The sequence below is a fragment of the Sandarakinorhabdus limnophila DSM 17366 genome (assembly GCF_000420765.1).
In the GTDB taxonomy this organism is placed as follows: domain Bacteria; phylum Pseudomonadota; class Alphaproteobacteria; order Sphingomonadales; family Sphingomonadaceae; genus Sandarakinorhabdus; species Sandarakinorhabdus limnophila.
Genome location: NZ_ATVO01000007.1, coordinates 73,893 through 89,726, shown reverse-complemented (window position 1 = coordinate 89,726; position 15,834 = coordinate 73,893). Strand labels below are relative to the sequence as shown.

At 62.9% G+C, this 15,834-nt stretch carries 14 protein-coding genes; 8 read left to right on the top strand and 6 right to left on the bottom strand.

The genetic code is table 11. From position 1 onward, the window contains the following. Positions 1–102: 102 nt before the first annotated feature. Positions 103–1,155, bottom strand: a complete 1,053-nt coding sequence (locus G566_RS0110035; protein WP_022680542.1) for a ribonucleotide-diphosphate reductase subunit beta — start codon at positions 1,153–1,155, stop codon at positions 103–105. A gap of 440 nt (positions 1,156–1,595) precedes the next feature. Then, positions 1,596–3,467 (bottom strand): ribonucleoside-diphosphate reductase subunit alpha, encoded by a 1,872-nt coding sequence (locus G566_RS0110030; RefSeq protein WP_273433604.1) that lies wholly within the window; start codon positions 3,465–3,467, stop codon positions 1,596–1,598. A 525-nt stretch (positions 3,468–3,992) separates the two neighbouring features. Here G566_RS0110030 and G566_RS0110025 point away from each other — a divergent pair. The 3 genes from G566_RS0110025 (at position 3,993) to G566_RS0110015 (ending at position 6,834) form a co-directional block, all read left to right on the top strand. Beyond that, positions 3,993–5,507, top strand: a complete 1,515-nt coding sequence (locus G566_RS0110025) for a fumarate hydratase (protein ID WP_022680540.1) — start codon at positions 3,993–3,995, stop codon at positions 5,505–5,507. Between the two features lie 10 nt (positions 5,508–5,517). Continuing rightward, positions 5,518–6,180, top strand: a complete 663-nt coding sequence (locus G566_RS0110020) for an HAD family hydrolase (protein WP_040605585.1) — start codon at positions 5,518–5,520, stop codon at positions 6,178–6,180. Positions 6,181–6,264: 84 nt separating this feature from the next. After that, positions 6,265–6,834: a hypothetical protein gene (locus G566_RS0110015; protein WP_022680538.1), complete on the top strand. Its 570-nt coding sequence runs from the start codon at positions 6,265–6,267 to the stop codon at positions 6,832–6,834. Here the strand turns inward: G566_RS0110015 and G566_RS14145 are convergent. After that, on the bottom strand, positions 6,828–8,093 hold the full coding sequence (locus tag G566_RS14145) for a serine hydrolase domain-containing protein (protein WP_022680537.1): 1,266 nt from the start codon (positions 8,091–8,093) through the stop codon (positions 6,828–6,830). The genes G566_RS0110015 and G566_RS14145 overlap by 7 nt on opposite strands. Before the next feature lie 78 nt (positions 8,094–8,171). On the opposite strand from G566_RS14145, the gene G566_RS0110005 reads away from it, so the two are divergent. Continuing rightward, positions 8,172–8,672 carry a RidA family protein gene (locus G566_RS0110005; RefSeq protein WP_022680536.1) on the top strand — a complete coding sequence of 167 codons (501 nt, stop codon included), beginning with the start codon at positions 8,172–8,174 and terminating at the stop codon, positions 8,670–8,672. Further along, entirely contained in the window at positions 8,669–9,265 is a 597-nt protein-coding gene (locus tag G566_RS0110000) for a pyridoxamine 5'-phosphate oxidase family protein (RefSeq protein WP_022680535.1), read from the top strand. The genes G566_RS0110005 and G566_RS0110000 overlap by 4 nt, the downstream gene beginning before the upstream one ends. 45 nt (positions 9,266–9,310) lie before the next feature. Here G566_RS0110000 and ettA read toward each other — a convergent pair whose 3' ends face one another. Then, complete coding sequence (gene ettA, locus G566_RS0109995) at positions 9,311–10,990, bottom strand: energy-dependent translational throttle protein EttA (RefSeq protein WP_022680534.1); 1,680 nt, start codon at positions 10,988–10,990, stop codon at positions 9,311–9,313. 132 nt (positions 10,991–11,122) lie between these two features. Between ettA and G566_RS0109990 the strand changes: the two genes are divergently transcribed. Continuing rightward, entirely contained in the window at positions 11,123–12,505 is a 1,383-nt protein-coding gene (locus tag G566_RS0109990; protein WP_022680533.1) for a M28 family peptidase, read from the top strand. Here G566_RS0109990 and G566_RS0109985 read toward each other — a convergent pair whose 3' ends face one another. Both G566_RS0109985 and G566_RS0109980 read right to left on the bottom strand, forming a co-directional pair. Further along, positions 12,506–13,084 (bottom strand): hypothetical protein, encoded by a 579-nt coding sequence (locus tag G566_RS0109985; RefSeq protein WP_022680532.1) that lies wholly within the window; start codon positions 13,082–13,084, stop codon positions 12,506–12,508. Between the two features lie 98 nt (positions 13,085–13,182). Beyond that, positions 13,183–13,365 (bottom strand): hypothetical protein, encoded by a 183-nt coding sequence (locus tag G566_RS0109980; protein WP_022680531.1) that lies wholly within the window; start codon positions 13,363–13,365, stop codon positions 13,183–13,185. Between the two features lie 478 nt (positions 13,366–13,843). On the opposite strand from G566_RS0109980, the gene G566_RS0109975 reads away from it, so the two are divergent. Next, positions 13,844–15,568, top strand: coding sequence for an alpha/beta hydrolase (locus G566_RS0109975; protein ID WP_022680530.1), 1,725 nt, complete (start codon positions 13,844–13,846; stop codon positions 15,566–15,568). Then, positions 15,568–15,834 (top strand): hypothetical protein, encoded by a 267-nt coding sequence (locus tag G566_RS0109970; protein WP_022680529.1) that lies wholly within the window; start codon positions 15,568–15,570, stop codon positions 15,832–15,834. The genes G566_RS0109975 and G566_RS0109970 overlap by 1 nt, the downstream gene beginning before the upstream one ends.

Genomic DNA, 15,834 nt, shown 5'->3' with positions numbered 1-15,834 from the left:
TGCTGGGGCCAACTTCGCTGCAGCGGGCGCACCGACCCACAGAGAAAATCGGCGCGCCGAGGGCCGGCGCGCCGCTGTTCGATCAGATGGTAAATCCAGCGCTTACTCCGCGGCCACTCCGAGCAGCCCGCCCTGGGCGTCATCGGTGTTGGCCGGCTGGGTTTCGCTGGCAATCTTGGCGGCCTTGCGGCTGTCAAAGGCAGTCCACACTTCGTTCCAGTCGCCCTTGGTCGCGGCCTTGCTATATTCGGTCGAGCGGGCTTCGAAGAAGTTGGCGTGCTCCACCCCATTGAGCAGCGGCGTCAGCCACGGCAGCGGGTGTTCCTCGATCATATAGATCGGCTGCAGGCCGAGCTGCTTCAGGCGCCAATCGGCGATGTAGCGGACGTAGCGCTTGATATCCTTGGGCGCCATGCCGGAAACCGGGCCTTGTTCGAAGGCAAGATCGATGAACGCATCTTCCAGGCGCACGGTACGCTGGCAAACATCGGCGATATCGTCGCGGATTCGGCTGTTGAGCACGCCGGTTTCGGCGCAGAACGCGTGGAACAGCTTCACGATGCCTTCGCAGTGCAGCGATTCATCGCGCACGCTCCACGAAACGATCTGGCCCATGCCCTTCATCTTGTTGAAGCGCGGGAAGTTCATCAGCATCGCGAACGAGGCGAACAGCTGAAGGCCCTCGGTGAAGCCGCCGAACATCGCCAGTGTCTTGGCAATATCCTCGTTGTTGCTCACGCCAAACGTGCTCATGTAATCATGCTTGTCGCGCATTTCCTTATAGTTGAGGAAGGCGCTGTACTCGCTTTCGGGCATGCCGATCGTGTCGAGCAGGTGGCTATAGGCGGCGATGTGGATGGTTTCCATGTTGGAGAACGATGTCAGCATCATCTTGACTTCGGTCGGCTTGAACACGCTGCCATATTTGTCGTGGTAGCAATCCTGCACCTCGACATCGGCCTGCGTGAAGAAACGGAAGATCTGGGTGAGCAGGTTGCGCTCGTGATCGGTCAGCTTCTGCGCCCAGTCACGGCAATCCTCACCCAACGGCACCTCTTCCGGCATCCAGTGGATCTGTTGTTGACGTTTCCAGAAGTCATATGCCCAAGGATATTCAAAGGGCTTGTACGACTTGGATGCCTGAAGCAACGGCATGGTTCAAAATCCTGCGCTAATGATTGAAGAAATAACAGAAAAACTAGACCTTCGGCGGACAGGGGCCAAACCCCTGCACCCGCCCTTCGCAGTTGCCCTGGCCATCAGTGGGCCGGCCAGCAACGCCCGCGAAGGCGAGGACCATGCTGCAAGGCTGGTGCGCCTTGCACCTGCACCAGCCGTGGAACACGAGAACTTTGCCTGCAGCGCCGCGGCACCCATCGGCACCGTCGAACATCCACTGGAGGCGATACGCATCCCGACGAAGGCACGCCCACTCGCAACAACGGCCCCGGCTTGAACAACCATTTGGCCTACGGTTGGGAGGGGGTCGTAGCCACACGTCGTGGAATGCATCGCCACGACCCCCTCACCGTCCAGCCGGGAAGCATCCCGGCCGGTGGATCGCCCCGCGGTATGGCAGGGCAAGCTGAAACGCTTCACTGACAAGCGATACACTCGTCGTAATCACGCCGCTCGACTTGGATGACCGGGGCTTCGCTCGTGTTGTCAGCTTCAACGCCGCCGCCGGCGAACCCAGCCCGCTGTACACTCATCGAACGCAGATAATAAAGCGATTTGATGCCCAGTTCCCAGGCGCGATAGTGGAGCATAAGCAGATCCCACTTTTCGACATCGGCCGGGATGAACAGGTTCAGCGATTGCGCCTGATCGATGAACGGCGTGCGATCGGCCGACAGCTCGATCAGCCAGCGCTGGTCGATCTCGAAGGCGGTCCGATATGTGGCCTTTTCATCGGGAGTCAGGAACTCAAGATGCTGCACCGAACCGCCGTGTTCCAGCATCGAATTCCACACCGCGTCGCTGTTCTTCGCCTTGGAAATCAGCAACTTCTCAAGATAGGGGTTCTTGACGACAAAGCTGCCCGACAGCGTCTTGTGGGTATAGACGTTGGCAGGGATCGGCTCGACGCAGGCCGAAGTGCCGCCGCAGATGATGGAAATGCTGGCCGTCGGCGCGATCGCCATCTTGCAGCTAAACCGCTCCATCACGCCCATGTCGGCGGCGTCCGGGCACGGCCCGCGTTCAACCGCCAAGTTCATCGATGCCTGATCGACCTGGGCGCGGATATGCTTGAAGATCTTCTTGTTCCAACTCTTGGCCAGCGCGCTTTCGAACGGCAGGCCGCGCGCCTGGAAGAAGCTGTGCAGGCCCATCACGCCCAGGCCCACCGAACGTTCGCGCATGGCTGCATAGGCGGCCCGCGCCATCGCCGGTTCGGACCGATCAATATAATCCTGCAGCACATTGTCGAGGAAGCGCATGCAATCCTCGATGAACTGCGGCTGGTCGTGCCACTGGTCCCAAGTTTCGATATTCAGCGACGACAGGCAGCACACCGCGGTGCGATCATTGCCCAGATGGTCCGGCCCGGTGGGCAGGGTAATTTCGGAACACAGGTTCGACGTCGACACCTTCAGCCCCAGATCACGCTGGTGCTTGGGCATGGTGCGGTTCACTTCATCGATGAAGATGATGTAGGGCTCGCCGGTGGCCAGCCGTGTTTCCACCAGCTTGGTGAACAGCGCGCGGGCATCGACTTCGGCGCGCTTCTCGCCAGTCTTCGGGCTGACCAGATCGAACTTGTCGCCGTCGCGCACCGCTTCCATGAACTTGTCGGTGATCAGCACGCCATGGTGCAGGTTCAGCGCCTTGCGGTTGAAATCGCCCGACGGCTTGCGGATTTCGAGGAACTCCTCGATCTCCGGGTGCGACACGTCGAGATAGACCGCCGCCGAACCACGGCGCAGGCTACCCTGGCTGATGGCGAGCGTCAGGCTGTCCATCACCCGCACGAACGGGATGATGCCGCTGGTCTTGCCGTTGAGGCCAACCGGCTCGCCGATGCCGCGCACATTGCCCCAATAGGTGCCGATGCCGCCGCCGCGCGAGGCCAGCCACACATTCTCGTTCCAGGTGCCAACGATGCCATCCAGGCTGTCAGATACGCTGTTCAGATAGCAACTGATCGGCAGGCCGCGCCCGGTGCCACCGTTAGACAGCACCGGAGTCGCCGGCATGAACCACAGCCGGCTGATGTAGTCATAGATGCGCTGGGCATGTTCGGCGTTGTCGGAATAGGCGGCCGCCACGCGGGCAAACAGATCCTGATAGGATTCACCCGGCAGCAGATAACGGTCGTCCAGCGTATCTTTGCCGAAATCGGTGAGCAGCGCGTCGCGGCTGCGATCCACCGTCACCGGGAATCGCCACGGCAGGACTTCGCTGCTGCCCGGCCGCGTGGTGGCTGCCGCCGCCGCAGAGGCCTGCGCCAGCACGCCAGCCGCCATGCTCGCGGCCAGCGCGGCGCCGGCATCGGCGGATTCGGTGGTGTGATCAGCTGTGGTCAAGCCGGCGCTGCTATCTGTCATGCGAAACTCGCTCATCTCTACTCTTGCCCCTCAATCATACGAGGGGAACAAATCGGGGTCACGCGCCTTCTTTGCCGCAGCAACACTTGTCCCCGATATCCACAGGCTGGCTCGCCCTGCCGCCCGGGAGTCCCCCGCCCGAAACCACCACGCCTTGTGTCTGGCAGGTCCCGATACGCTATTGATAGTGCCACAGATGAATCGCGGCGCAAGCCCCATTGTTTGCTTGACGGCCCGAAACGCCATCCGAACCGGTTGAATCGGCAGCGATTCATCCACAGGCCACCGCCCTGTCCACCCCAGCGAGATTCGTTTCCTCAAGGGCTTGTGCAAGATTGCTGCAACAATCCGGGAAGCGCCCGCTGCGGCAAACTAGACGCGAAAGCCACCGCCGCCTATCGTTTCCCCATCAACACGTGACCAAAACGCAACAGGATTTGCCCCATGACCGTGATCCGCGAAGAGGATGTCATCACCTCCGTGGCCGATGCGCTGCAGTACATCAGCTATTTCCACCCGATGGATTATATTCGCGCCTTGGGCCGCGCCTATGAACTGGAAGAATCGCCGGCCGCGAAGGACGCCATCGCCCAGATCCTCACCAACAGCCGCATGTGTGCCGAAGGCCACCGCCCGATCTGCCAAGATACCGGCATCGTGGTGGCCTTCGTAAAAGTTGGCATGAACGTGTCCTGGCAAGCCACGAAAACCGTTCAGGAAATGGTGAACGAAGGCGTGCGCCGCGCCTATCTGCACCCCGAAAACAAGCTGCGCGCCTCCATCGTCGCCGATCCTGCCTTCACCCGGGTGAACACCCGCGACAACACGCCTGCCGTGGTCCACATCGAGCTGGTGCCGGGCGATCATGTCGAGATCACCGTGGCAGCCAAAGGCGGCGGCAGCGAGAACAAGGCCAAGTTCGCCATGCTCAACCCCAGCGATTCGATCCGCGATTGGGTGGTGAACACCGTGCCATTGATGGGCGCCGGCTGGTGCCCGCCTGGCATGCTGGGCATCGGCATCGGCGGCACGGCCGAAAAGGCGATGATCCTGGCCAAGGAAGCGCTGATGGAGCCGATCGACATGGCCGAACTGAAAGCGCGCGGGCCGAAGTCGTCGATCGAGGAACTGCGCATCGAACTGTATGATGCCGTCAATGATCTCGGCATCGGCGCGCAGGGCCTGGGCGGGCTTTCGACCATCCTGGATGTGAAGATCCTCGAAACGCCAACGCACGCCGCCTCAAAACCCATCGGCATGATTCCCAATTGCGCCGCCACCCGCCACGCCCATGTTACCCTCACCGGCAATGGCCCGGCCTATATGGAACCGCCGAATCTTGCCGAATGGCCGCAGGTGCATTGGACGCCGGACAAGGCATCAAAGCCAGTCAATCTGGACGCGCTCACCCCGGCCGAAGTGGCGAGCTGGCAGCCGGGTGACCGATTGCTGCTCAGCGGCAAGATGCTCACCGGCCGCGATGCCGCCCACAAGCGCATGGCAGACATGCTGGCCCGCGGGGAAGCGCTGCCGGTCGATTTCACCAACCGCGTGATCTATTATGTCGGCCCGGTCGATCCGGTCGGCGATGAAGTGGTCGGCCCCGCCGGCCCGACCACCGCCACCCGCATGGACAAGTTCACCGAGGTAATGCTGGCGCAGACTGGCCTGATCGCCATGATCGGCAAGGCCGAACGTGGGCCGATGGGCATCGAGGCAATCAAGCGCCACAAGGCGGCCTATCTGATGGCAGTCGGCGGCGCCGCCTATCTGGTGGCCAAGGCGATCAAGGCCAGCCGCGTCGTGGCCTTCGAGGATCTGGGCATGGAAGCCATTTACGAGTTTGAGGTCAAGGACATGCCGGTGACTGTTGCGGTCGACTCCGAAGGCACCAGCGTCCACCAGACCGGCCCGGCCGACTGGAAAGCCCGCATCGCCCGCGCCAAACAGCCGACCTGACGGTCCAAAAATGATCAACGCCCGCCCGGCGGCCGTCCTCTTCGATATGGACGGCCTGCTGCTCGATACCGAACGACTGATCCGTGATGCCATGATCGCGGTGATGGCGGATTTCGGCTTTGCCATGAGCCGCGCCGATTATGCGGAACTGATCGGCCGGCCGGAACCGGCGAGCCGGGCCATAATGCAGGGTCGCTTTGGCGCGTTGCTGGATTATGATGTGATGCGCGCCCAAGTGCGGCAGCGCATTCGCAGCAAATGGGGGCCGATCCGGCCGCTAAAGCCGGGCGCGGCAGACCTTCTGGCCCAGGTGAACGCGGCTGGCATTCCGGCTGCCGTCGTCACCTCGTCCGAACAGGCGCTGGCCCGCGCGCATCTGGGCCATGTCGGGCTGCTGGATGGGTTTGCCACCATCGTTGGCTGCGACGACGTTGCCAACGGCAAGCCACATCCCGAACCCTATCGCACCGCCGCCGCCCGCCTTGGCATCGCGCCCGGCGCCGCGCTGGCACTGGAAGACAGCTACAATGGCATCATCGCTGCGCACATGGCCGGTGTGCCCGTGATCATGGTGCCCGATCTGCTGCCCGCCACGCCCGAAATAACGCCCCGCCTGCTGGCGGTGGCCGATGATCTGCACCAGGTGAGCCGCTGGCTGGCTGCGACGGGCTGACGCAGCCAGGGCCGTTCAGGCTGGTGAAAGCCGGCCTCGGCTTTATCGGCAGCAGGCAAGATCACGATACCGGGAGAGGGAATCATGAAGGGGTTCAAGGCGCTGGCGGCACTGCCGGCGCGGGGGACACGTGCAGCCAGCGTGCTGGCGATGATGGGCCTGGCGGCATGCAGCACCAGCGAAGGGCCGCCCCGCCCGGTGGCGATGGTGCCGGCCGCGCCGGTGCAGGCCATCGAGCCTGCCGCCATCACCCGGCTGGTGCCTGACAATGTGGTGGCCAGCGCCGAAGTGGTATGGGCCTTGCGTGGTGAGCTGAACGTTGCGGCGCTGCTGTGCGGCAGCCAAGCCTTGCGCGATGATTACAACCGCATCCTCAAAACCCACCGTAACCTGTTGAATGAAGTCTATTCCACCGAACAGGCCCGTTATCGCCAACAGCATGGTACGGCCGGCCAGGCGCGCCATGATGTGGCGATGACCCGGCTGTACAATGGCTTTTCCAGCGTGCCCGATCGCCGCCGTTTCTGCACGCAGGCCAGCCGCGTTGCCGATGAACTGCTGGCCCTGCCTTCAGCCGACGTGCCGCGCATCGCCGCCCGCGCGCTCACCGCCATGGAACCCGGCGCGATGCGGTTGGTGAGCAGCGCCTATTGAAGCGCAGCCACGATGGCATCATAGGCCGGCGTGGTCACCGCGGCATTACCGCGGTTGCTCGCCACCGGGTGGCTACCCAGCCGGGCGATCACCACGCCGGCGCCGCGATCGACATAAATGCCCTGCCCGTGCACGCCCATCGCCATCAATTGGCCGCCGGCGCGGTGCCACCATTGGCTGCCATAATTACCATCCAGGTTGCCGGTGTATTGGCAGGCGACAAACGCGGCCGGATCGCCGCCGGCAAAGATGCGCTCCACCACGGCTTCGGCCACGATCTGCTGGCCATTAGAGCGCCCGCCCAGCCGCATCATCTCGCCAATGCGGGCGATATCGCGCAACGACGCCATCAGGCCGCCGCCGCCAAAGCCGGTGCCCACCCGGTCCACGCCCAGCGCCGCATCATGATCCATCCCCATCCGCGCCCAGAATCGCGCCTCGATCTGCGCCGCCAGTGACTGGCCTTCGATGCGTTCAATGATCCACTGCAACGCCGTGGTGTTGGGCGTGCGGTAGACGAAATCGCCACCATGGGGCGCATTCTTGCCCAGACTGGCGCTGAATACGAAATTCCCGTCTGGCCCGGCATAATCGGCCAGACGCGGCACCCAGCCGGTGGAAATGCTCATGCGCTGCACATCAGTCAGGCCCGTCTGGCCGGGGACATAATCCTCGCTGAAGGCCAGGCCGGTGCGCATGTCGAGGATTTCGCGGATCGTCGCATCACCCAGGCCCGAACCACCAAGTTCAGCGACATAATCCGCTGCCTTCGCTTCCGGGTTGAGCTTGCCCTCCTCGATCAGCATCTCGGCAATGGTGCCGACAAAGCTTTTCGTGACGGAAAACAGGATATGCTGCGTGGCTGGCGTGGTGGCGCCGAAATAGCGTTCCTGCACCACCACCCCGTCCTTCATCACCAGGATGGCATCCGTATATGTCGCGGCCAGCGATTCCCGCCACGTCATGGCCTGCCCGTCGAGCGTCGTCAGCCGCACATCGTCCACATCATCGCGCAGCGCTTGCGGCAGCACACTCACCGCCCCTTCGCGTCCGATATTCACCGTCGGCACCAGTTCGCGCATGTGCGAAAAGGCCCAGCGCTGCTGCGGGAACCGCCACATCGAACCATCGGTCCAGCGCACCTGTTTGTCGGCCGGCACCGGCGCGCCGTGCATCAGGCCCAGCACTGCCGGATCGGTTTCGGCAGCGCTGCCATTCTGGCCATGGGCAAAGCCCGGTACGTGATGTGATGCGGCCATGACCGGCCCTCCCCTGTTTGCGGTTCTTTGCCGGGATGCTAGGCCGGAGCCATCAACCCGGCAAGGAGTCCCCAGGTCATGCGCATCGCCATTCTCGCTCTCGCCCTGATGGCCACGCCGGCACTGGCCGAAACCCCGGAACAGCGCCTCGCCGCCGCCGGCCTCACCCTGCCGCCGCCCAACGCGCCGATCGGCCTGTATGTGCCGGCCGCGCGCGTGGGCAAACTGCTGTTCCTGGCCGGCCACGGCGAATGCCCGGCCGGCGGCGCCGGCAAGCTGGGCGCGACGATGGACGTGGCCGCCGGCAAGGCCAATGCCGCCAAGGTGGCGCTGTGCATGCTGGCCACGATCAAGGCCGAGCTGGGCGATCTTTCCAAGGTGAAGCGCGTGGTGAAGGTGATGGGCCTGATCAATGCCACGCCCGAATTCACTCAGCATCCCGAAGTGATGAACGGCTTTTCCGAAGTGATGGTCACCGCCTTTGGTGATGCCGGCAAGGCGCCCCGCGTCGCCGCCGGCGCCGGCAGCCTGCCGCGCAGCTGGCCGGTGGAGGTGGATGCAATCGTGGAAGTGAAATGAGACCCGAAGACTCGCTCCCCGAAATACTCGCCCACGCCTGGAGCCTGCTGGTGCGCGGCGGTGCAGACCGGAAAAGCCCCGTCCACACGCCGGTGATCGCCAGTGTGGACGCGGATGGCCTGCCCCATGCCCGCGTGATGGTGCTGCGGAAGGCAGATCCGGCGGCGGCTACCTTGCGCCTCCACACCGACGCGCGCAGCCCCAAGGTGACGCAGCTGAGTGGCAAGCCGGTCGCCGTGTTGGCCTATCATCCGGTCGAGCAGGTGCAACTGCGCATCGCCGGCACTGCCCGCGTGCTTACTGATGATGGAGTGGTGAACGGCTTCTGGGACCAGTCCACCCCCTTCGCCCGCCGCTGCTATCTGGCCGAACACCCGCCCGGCACGCCGTTGCCGGGGCCGTCGTCAGGCCTGCCTGCGTGGATCGAAGGCCAGCAGCCAACGCTGGAGCAGATCGCGCCGGCCCGCGCCAATTTCGCGACGCTGTGGATCGAGGTGACGGCAATTGATTGGCTGCACCTGGCCAACAGCGGGCATCGCCGTGCAGTATTCCGCAGCACCAACGACTGGGCGGGGGAATGGGTGGCGCCGTGAGGCAGACTGTCTTCCCGACTGCAGCCGGGAACACGGCAAGAGCGCTTAGCGCGTGAGTTTCTTGTAGGTCAGCGCATGCGGACGATCTGCCGCGTCGCCCAGGCGCCGCCGCTTGTCTTCCTCATACATCTGGAAATTGCCTTCGAACCATTCGACATGGCTGTCGCCTTCGAACGCCAATATGTGCGTTGCCAGGCGATCGAGGAAGAAGCGATCGTGGCTGATGACCACGGCGCAGCCGGCGAAGCTTTCCAGTGCTTCTTCCAGCGCCCGCAGGGTTTCCACGTCCAGATCGTTGGTCGGTTCGTCGAGCAGCAGCACGTTGCCGCCCTTCACCAGCATCTTGGCCATGTGCACGCGGTTGCGCTCACCGCCTGAAAGCAGGCCAACCTTCTTCTGCTGGTCCGGCCCCTTGAAGTTGAACGCGCCCACATAAGCGCGTGTCAGCACCTCGTTCTTGCCGAAATAGAATTTGTCGTTGCCGCCGGAAATTTCTTCCCAGACATTCTTGTCGGATGCCAGCGCATCGCGGCTCTGGTCGACATAGGCCATCTTCACCGTTTCGCCGATGACGATCTCGCCGCTGTCGGGCACTTCCTGGCCGGTGATGATGCGGAACAACGTGGTCTTGCCGGCGCCGTTCGGGCCGATGATGCCCACGATGCCGCCCGGCGGCAGGCTGAACGACAGATTTTCGAACAGCAATTTGTCGCCATAGCTCTTGGTGAGGTTGTGGGCCTCGATCACCTTGTTGCCCAGGCGTTCCGGAATCTGGATCAGGATCTGCGCTTCACCCAGGCGGCGGTTGGCCTGTTTTTCCACCAGTTCATCAAAGGCCTTGATACGCGCCTTGCTCTTGGTCTGGCGGGCCTTGGGTGAGGCGCGGATCCACTCCAGCTCCTGCTTGATGGCCTTTTCGCGGCTGGCGTCTTCACGCTCTTCCTGGCCCAGGCGCTTCTGCTTGGCTTCCAGCCAATCGGAATAATTGCCTTCGAACGGAATGGCGCGGCCGCGATCCAGTTCCAGAACCCATTTCACCACATTATCAAGGAAGTAGCGATCGTGGGTAACCAGGATCACCATGCCCTTATATTCTTTGAGGTGGTTTTCCAGCCACGACACGGATTCCGCATCAAGGTGGTTGGTCGGTTCGTCGAGCAGCAGGATTTCCGGCTTTTCTAGCAGCAGCTTGCACAGCGCGACGCGGCGCTTTTCCCCGCCCGACAATTTCTGCACACCGCTGTCCCCCGGCGGGCAGCGCAGCGCGTCCATGGCGATTTCGAGCTGGTTGTCGAGCGTCCAGCCATCCACCGCGTCGATCTTTTCCTGCAGCGTGCCCATTTCCTCGAGCAGCTTGTCGAAATCGGTATCGTCCTTGGGATCGGCCATTTCGGCGCTGATGGCGTTGAACCGGTCCACCAGATCGGCGACGGGGCGCACCCCGTCCATCACATTGCCCTTCACATCCTTGTTGGGATCCAGATGCGGTTCCTGCGGCAGATAGCCCACGCGCACGCCTTCGGCGGCCCAGGCTTCACCCACATACTCGGTATCGATGCCGGCAATCACCTTCATCAGGGTCGATTTGCCGGCGCCGTTCGGGCCGATGATGGCGATCTTCGCCCCCGGCAGGAACGACAGGGTGATATCCTTGAAACAGGGCTTGTTGGCGCCGGGATAGGTCTTGGACAGACCCTTCATCACGAACGCATATTGATAGGCCACGGGGAGGCTCCGGATTCTGGGTGTTGGAAGGTCGCGCTGCCATTAGCCGATGGGCGCGGTGGGCGCAAACGGGTCGATTGACCCCACGCAGCCGGGGCGTAAAGGAAGGCGCACAAACAGGGGAACCCTCACATGCGCCGCATCACCACGTTGGCAACCGCTGCCTGCCTGCTCGCCATTCCTGCCATGGCCCAGCCGGCGGGGAACGACCGTCTGGCCAATGCGGCCCAGTTGCGCGATGCCGCCCTGGCCGGCAACAAGGCGTGGGGGCTGCTGTCGAACCTCACCGACACCGTGGGCCAGCGCCTGGCCGGCACCGAAGCCGAAGCGCGCGGCCGGGCGTGGGCCAAGGCCGAAATGCAGAAGCTGGGGCTGGTCAACATCCGTGAGGAGGCCTTCCCGCTGACGCTATGGGAACGCGGGCAGGCCAGCGCCACCATCGTTGGCAGCAATCACCAGCTGGCGCTCGCAGCGCTTGGCACTTCGGGGGCAACGCCAGCCGGCGGCATCACCGCGCCCGTCACCTGCTTCAGCAATCTGGCCGCCTTCCGCGCGGCGCCGGACGCCGCCGTGAAGGGCCGCATCGTTTTCATCGATCACCGCATGGGCGTGACGCAGGATGGCAGCAGCTATGGCGCGAACGGTGCCGTGCGCCGTGCCGCGCCAGCCTTGGGCGCGCAAAAAGGGGCAGCGGCCGTGCTGATCCGCAGCCTGGGCACCGATTATCACCGCAATCCGCACACCGGCGGCACCGTGTTCCCGGCCGGCACTGCGCCGATCCCGGCGCTGGCGCTGGCCCTGCCGGATGCTGAGCTGTTGGCGCGCCGCTGCGCCGCCGGGCCTGTGCAGATGCAGTTGCTCTCCACCCCTACCAGCCGGCCCGGCCAATCCGCCAACGTCACCGCCGAAATCCCCGGTACGGTACCCGGCGAAGTGGTGGTGCTGGGCGGACATCTGGACAGCTGGGATCTGGGCCAGGGCGTGTTCGACGATGGCGCTGGCGTCGCCATAAGCCTGGCGACGGCTGCCGCCATCAAGGCCCACGTGGACCGCACCGGCTTGGCGCCGCGCCGCACCATCCGTGTGGTGCTGTGGGGCGCCGAAGAGTTCGGCCTGATAGGCGGCCGCGCCTATGCCGCGGCGCATGCGGGTGAAAACATCGTGCTGGCCGGCGAAAGCGATGCCGGTGCCGATCGGATCTTCACCATCGATTCCAAGGTGGCCACAGCCGGCCTGCCGCTGCTCACCGAAATGGCCAGCGTGCTCGCCCCGCTGGGCATTGATCAGGCGCGCAGCAACAGCGCTGGCGGCGGGCCGGATGTGGGGCCGCTGGCCGCCACCGGCGTGGGTGTGCTCGATCTGGGGCAGGACATGACCCGCTATTTCGACGTGCACCACACGCCCGATGACACGCTGGACAAGGTGGATCGCAAGCAGCTCGATCAGAATGTGGCAGCGTGGACGGCGGCGATCTGGCTGGCGGCAACGGATGATCGGCCAATCAGGACGAAGTGATCAGCGCTTTCCCAGCGGATCCGGGCAATGCGTGATGACGGGGATGCGCACCGTGCTGCTGGCGCCATCCTTGATGCTGAACCGCAGCAGCACATCGTCGGGCGCTTCGGCGCTGACAGACAGCCGCACCAGCCGGCATTGATGGGCGAAGCAGCCCTGCGCTGAGGGGCGCTCGGCGGGCTTCAGCGCCTTGTCGTATTCGGCAATGGTTTCGGCCTTCACGCCTGAGCTGTCGCTGGCGAGATCGACTTCGGCAAGGCCGAGGTTGGCCCCCTCCAGCCGCACAATCGCCGTGATAGCACCGCCGGGGCAACTGCGCGTTGGCCGCCACTGCGTCGGCACCGGCGCCACGGGCCCCAGCGCCAACGTGGCGCGGCAGGCAGCGCGCGGTTCACCCTCCACCTGGGCCTGGCCGGGGCGAGTGCACACGGGAACCCGGGCCGATGTTTCCAGCACGAAACCAGGCGGGCAGATCAGGCTGCGATCCGCCCGCGGCTTGGCCGCCACGCTTTCGATGGGCGCGGCAGCGGCCACCGATCCCTTCTCGGGCAGATGCGCACACAAGGAGGGCGCTGCCATCGCTGGCAACGCCCCCAGGAAACAGAGTGCTGAAAATGGTATGGCGCGCATGGCACCAAGCTAGTCTGCGTGTCAGGCGATAGCCAGCCCGGCGATGATCAGGAGAAGCGGTTCAACTGGCTGGCCGAAGCCCGAGCCATCGAGCGAGGCAGGCGGCGCGGGAAGGAACGACCCGACCACAACATGCCCAGCAGCACACCGAACAGCATCGACAGCACCATCAAGGCACCATCGGTTGCCAACAGCTGGCCCATGCCCTGTGCGAAACCGGAAAAAATCATACGCCGCCCTCACTCGTTAACACTTGATAGACCAACTTTCTAATTTGGAAGTTACTTAATGTAAAGCGATATTGATGCTTGTTAACTATTTTTCCATTAACGAGTATTACGATCCGGCGTCCCCTTCAGCGCTTATCACGCCCGATTGTCTCATTCTGGGAGGTATCGCTCCTTCGTTCGGTCCGAATGCGTTCCCCAAAAACGCCAAGAGGAACCCCCAGCAGCAATGAAATTCGACCAATATCACATCTGATGCCAGGATTTGTTGCATGTTTCATGCTTCCCCGACCAAAAATTTTGCTGAAATGCTCACAAAATTATTCTTCTGAATTTTTAACATATATTGAATGAATACGACCACAGGAAAATCATGAATGACGCAATATTTATATTTAACTATCATCAATCTGTAAAATTCAGGTGCGTTGCCGCTGATGGCAATTCATGCTTAAAACATCGGCATAGGGGAGGAACGGACATGAACAAGCGCGTTTTGACTGCCGCCATGATCGGCACTGCACTGGCGGCCAACCTGTCGGCGCCGGCATTGGCAACCGATTTCCGCGTCACCTTGCCAGCCACCGGCATCGACGCCAGCAACGATGGCCGCATCATCTTGGTGATCACGCCCGACGATACGAAGGAACCGCGCTTCCAGGTCAAATTGGGCGCCGATGCGCCGCAGGTGTTCGGCATCAATGTCGATGGCCTGAAACCCAGCGGCAGCGCCAGCATCGGCCGCGGCGTGCTCGGCTATCCGGCGGAAGACCTCTCCAAGGTGCCAGCCGGCGACTACACAGTGCAGGCCGTCCTCCACAAATACACGACCTACAACCTTTCCACCGGCCACACGGTGAAGCTGCCGGCTGCGCGCGGCGCTGGGCAGAACTGGCGCGCGGAGCCCGGCAACATCATTTCCGAACCGATAAAAGTGCGCTTCAACCCGGCCACCAATGATATCGTGACCATCCCGCTCACCAAGGTGATTCCGCCGGTGGAGCAGCCGAAAGACAGCGAGTTCATCCGCCACATCAAGGTGCGATCAGAGCAGCTGTCGAAATTCTGGGGCACCGATGTCTTCCTCACCGCCCACGTGCTGGTACCCAAGGATTTCGACAAGCATCCTGAAGCGCGTTACCCGCTGATCATCAACCACGGCCATTTCCCGGCTGATTTCGGCGGCTTCTCGGTCACGCCGCCCGATCCCGCCATGCCGTGCAAGCCGGAGCCACGCTTCAACGAGCCCTGCTACAACAAGATCGAGGCCCAAGAAGCCTTCGACCTCTACAAGAAATGGACGTCAGACAGCTTCCCGCGGATGCTCATCGTCGAGATCGACCACAGCAATCCCTATTATGACGACAGCTATGCGGTGAATTCCGCCAATCTCGGCCCCTATGGCGATGCGATCATGAAGGAGCTGGTGCCGGAGATCGAAAAGCAGTTCCGCGGCCTTGGCCAGGGCTGGGCGCGCTTCACCTATGGCGGTTCCACCGGCGGCTGGGAAGCGCTGGCCGTGCAGATGTTCTACCCCGATGATTTCAACGGCGCCTTCGCGGCCTGCCCCGATCCCATTGATTTCCGTCAATATACCAACATCAACATCTATGAGGACAAGAATGTCTTCTGGAAAGTCGGCCCATTCGGAAAGGTCGATCGCCCGGCCCATCGCAACTATCTGGGCCATGTCGATTACACGGTGGAACAGGAACAGCGGCTGGAACTGGTGCTGGGGGACAAGTCCCGCTCCGGCCAGCAGTGGGACATCTGGGAAGCGGTCTATTCCCCGCAGGGCGCCGATGGCTACCCGCAACGCATCTTCAACAAGCGCACCGGCGAGATCGATCCCAAGGTCGCCGCCCACTGGCGCGAAAATTACGATCTGCGGCACATCATGCAGCGCGACTGGAAGACGCTGGGCCCCAAGATCCGCGACAAGATCTTCCTCTATGTCGGCGACATGGACAATTATTACCTCAACAACGCCGTCTATCTCACCGAGAATTTCCTGAAGAAGGCTGATCCGGCGTTCACAGGTGAAATTGCATACGGCGATCGGGCCGAACATTGCTGGAACGGCGATCCGAACCAGCCCAACCACATCAGCCGCCTGCGCTATCACACCATGTATGTGGACAAGATGCTGAAACGCATCGAAGCCGCCGCACCGAAGGGAGCTGATCTGAAGAGCTGGCGTTACTGATGGCGGGCACGCCACTCCCCGGCCTTTACCGCGTGCAGTGGAACCAGTTCGCCCAGGCCGTAGCCCTGCCGCCGCTGTTCTGGGCCCTGCCCTGGCCCACGCCGCTGGCGCTGGTCGGATTGGTGCTGCCGCCGCTGGCCCTGGCGCTCAACCTCGTCCTCATCGCCGTGATCAAATGCCCGGCCTGCACCAAACGCCTGATGATCAAGGGCCTGATCATCTTCCCACGCCGCAAATGCCCGCACTGCCGCGAAGTGGTCGCATAA

What these genes read in the sequence shown, in the direction of transcription:
- G566_RS0109975 (WP_022680530.1), top strand. Translation starts at nt 13,844, where the DNA reads ATGAACAAGCGCGTTTTGACTGCCGCCATGATCGGCACTGCACTGGCG.
- G566_RS0110015 (WP_022680538.1), top strand. Translation starts at nt 6,265, where the DNA reads ATGAAGGGGTTCAAGGCGCTGGCGGCACTGCCGGCGCGGGGGACACGT.
- G566_RS0110030 (WP_273433604.1), bottom strand. Translation starts at nt 3,467, where the DNA reads ATGGCGGCTGGCGTGCTGGCGCAGGCCTCTGCGGCGGCGGCAGCCACC.
- G566_RS0110000 (WP_022680535.1), top strand. Translation starts at nt 8,669, where the DNA reads ATGAGACCCGAAGACTCGCTCCCCGAAATACTCGCCCACGCCTGGAGC.
- G566_RS0109970 (WP_022680529.1), top strand. Translation starts at nt 15,568, where the DNA reads ATGGCGGGCACGCCACTCCCCGGCCTTTACCGCGTGCAGTGGAACCAG.
- G566_RS0109990 (WP_022680533.1), top strand. Translation starts at nt 11,123, where the DNA reads ATGCGCCGCATCACCACGTTGGCAACCGCTGCCTGCCTGCTCGCCATT.
- G566_RS0110005 (WP_022680536.1), top strand. Translation starts at nt 8,172, where the DNA reads ATGCGCATCGCCATTCTCGCTCTCGCCCTGATGGCCACGCCGGCACTG.
- G566_RS0110035 (WP_022680542.1), bottom strand. Translation starts at nt 1,155, where the DNA reads ATGCCGTTGCTTCAGGCATCCAAGTCGTACAAGCCCTTTGAATATCCT.
- G566_RS0109980 (WP_022680531.1), bottom strand. Translation starts at nt 13,365, where the DNA reads ATGATTTTTTCCGGTTTCGCACAGGGCATGGGCCAGCTGTTGGCAACC.
- G566_RS0109985 (WP_022680532.1), bottom strand. Translation starts at nt 13,084, where the DNA reads ATGGCAGCGCCCTCCTTGTGTGCGCATCTGCCCGAGAAGGGATCGGTG.
- G566_RS14145 (WP_022680537.1), bottom strand. Translation starts at nt 8,093, where the DNA reads ATGGCCGCATCACATCACGTACCGGGCTTTGCCCATGGCCAGAATGGC.
- G566_RS0110025 (WP_022680540.1), top strand. Translation starts at nt 3,993, where the DNA reads ATGACCGTGATCCGCGAAGAGGATGTCATCACCTCCGTGGCCGATGCG.
- G566_RS0110020 (WP_040605585.1), top strand. Translation starts at nt 5,518, where the DNA reads ATGATCAACGCCCGCCCGGCGGCCGTCCTCTTCGATATGGACGGCCTG.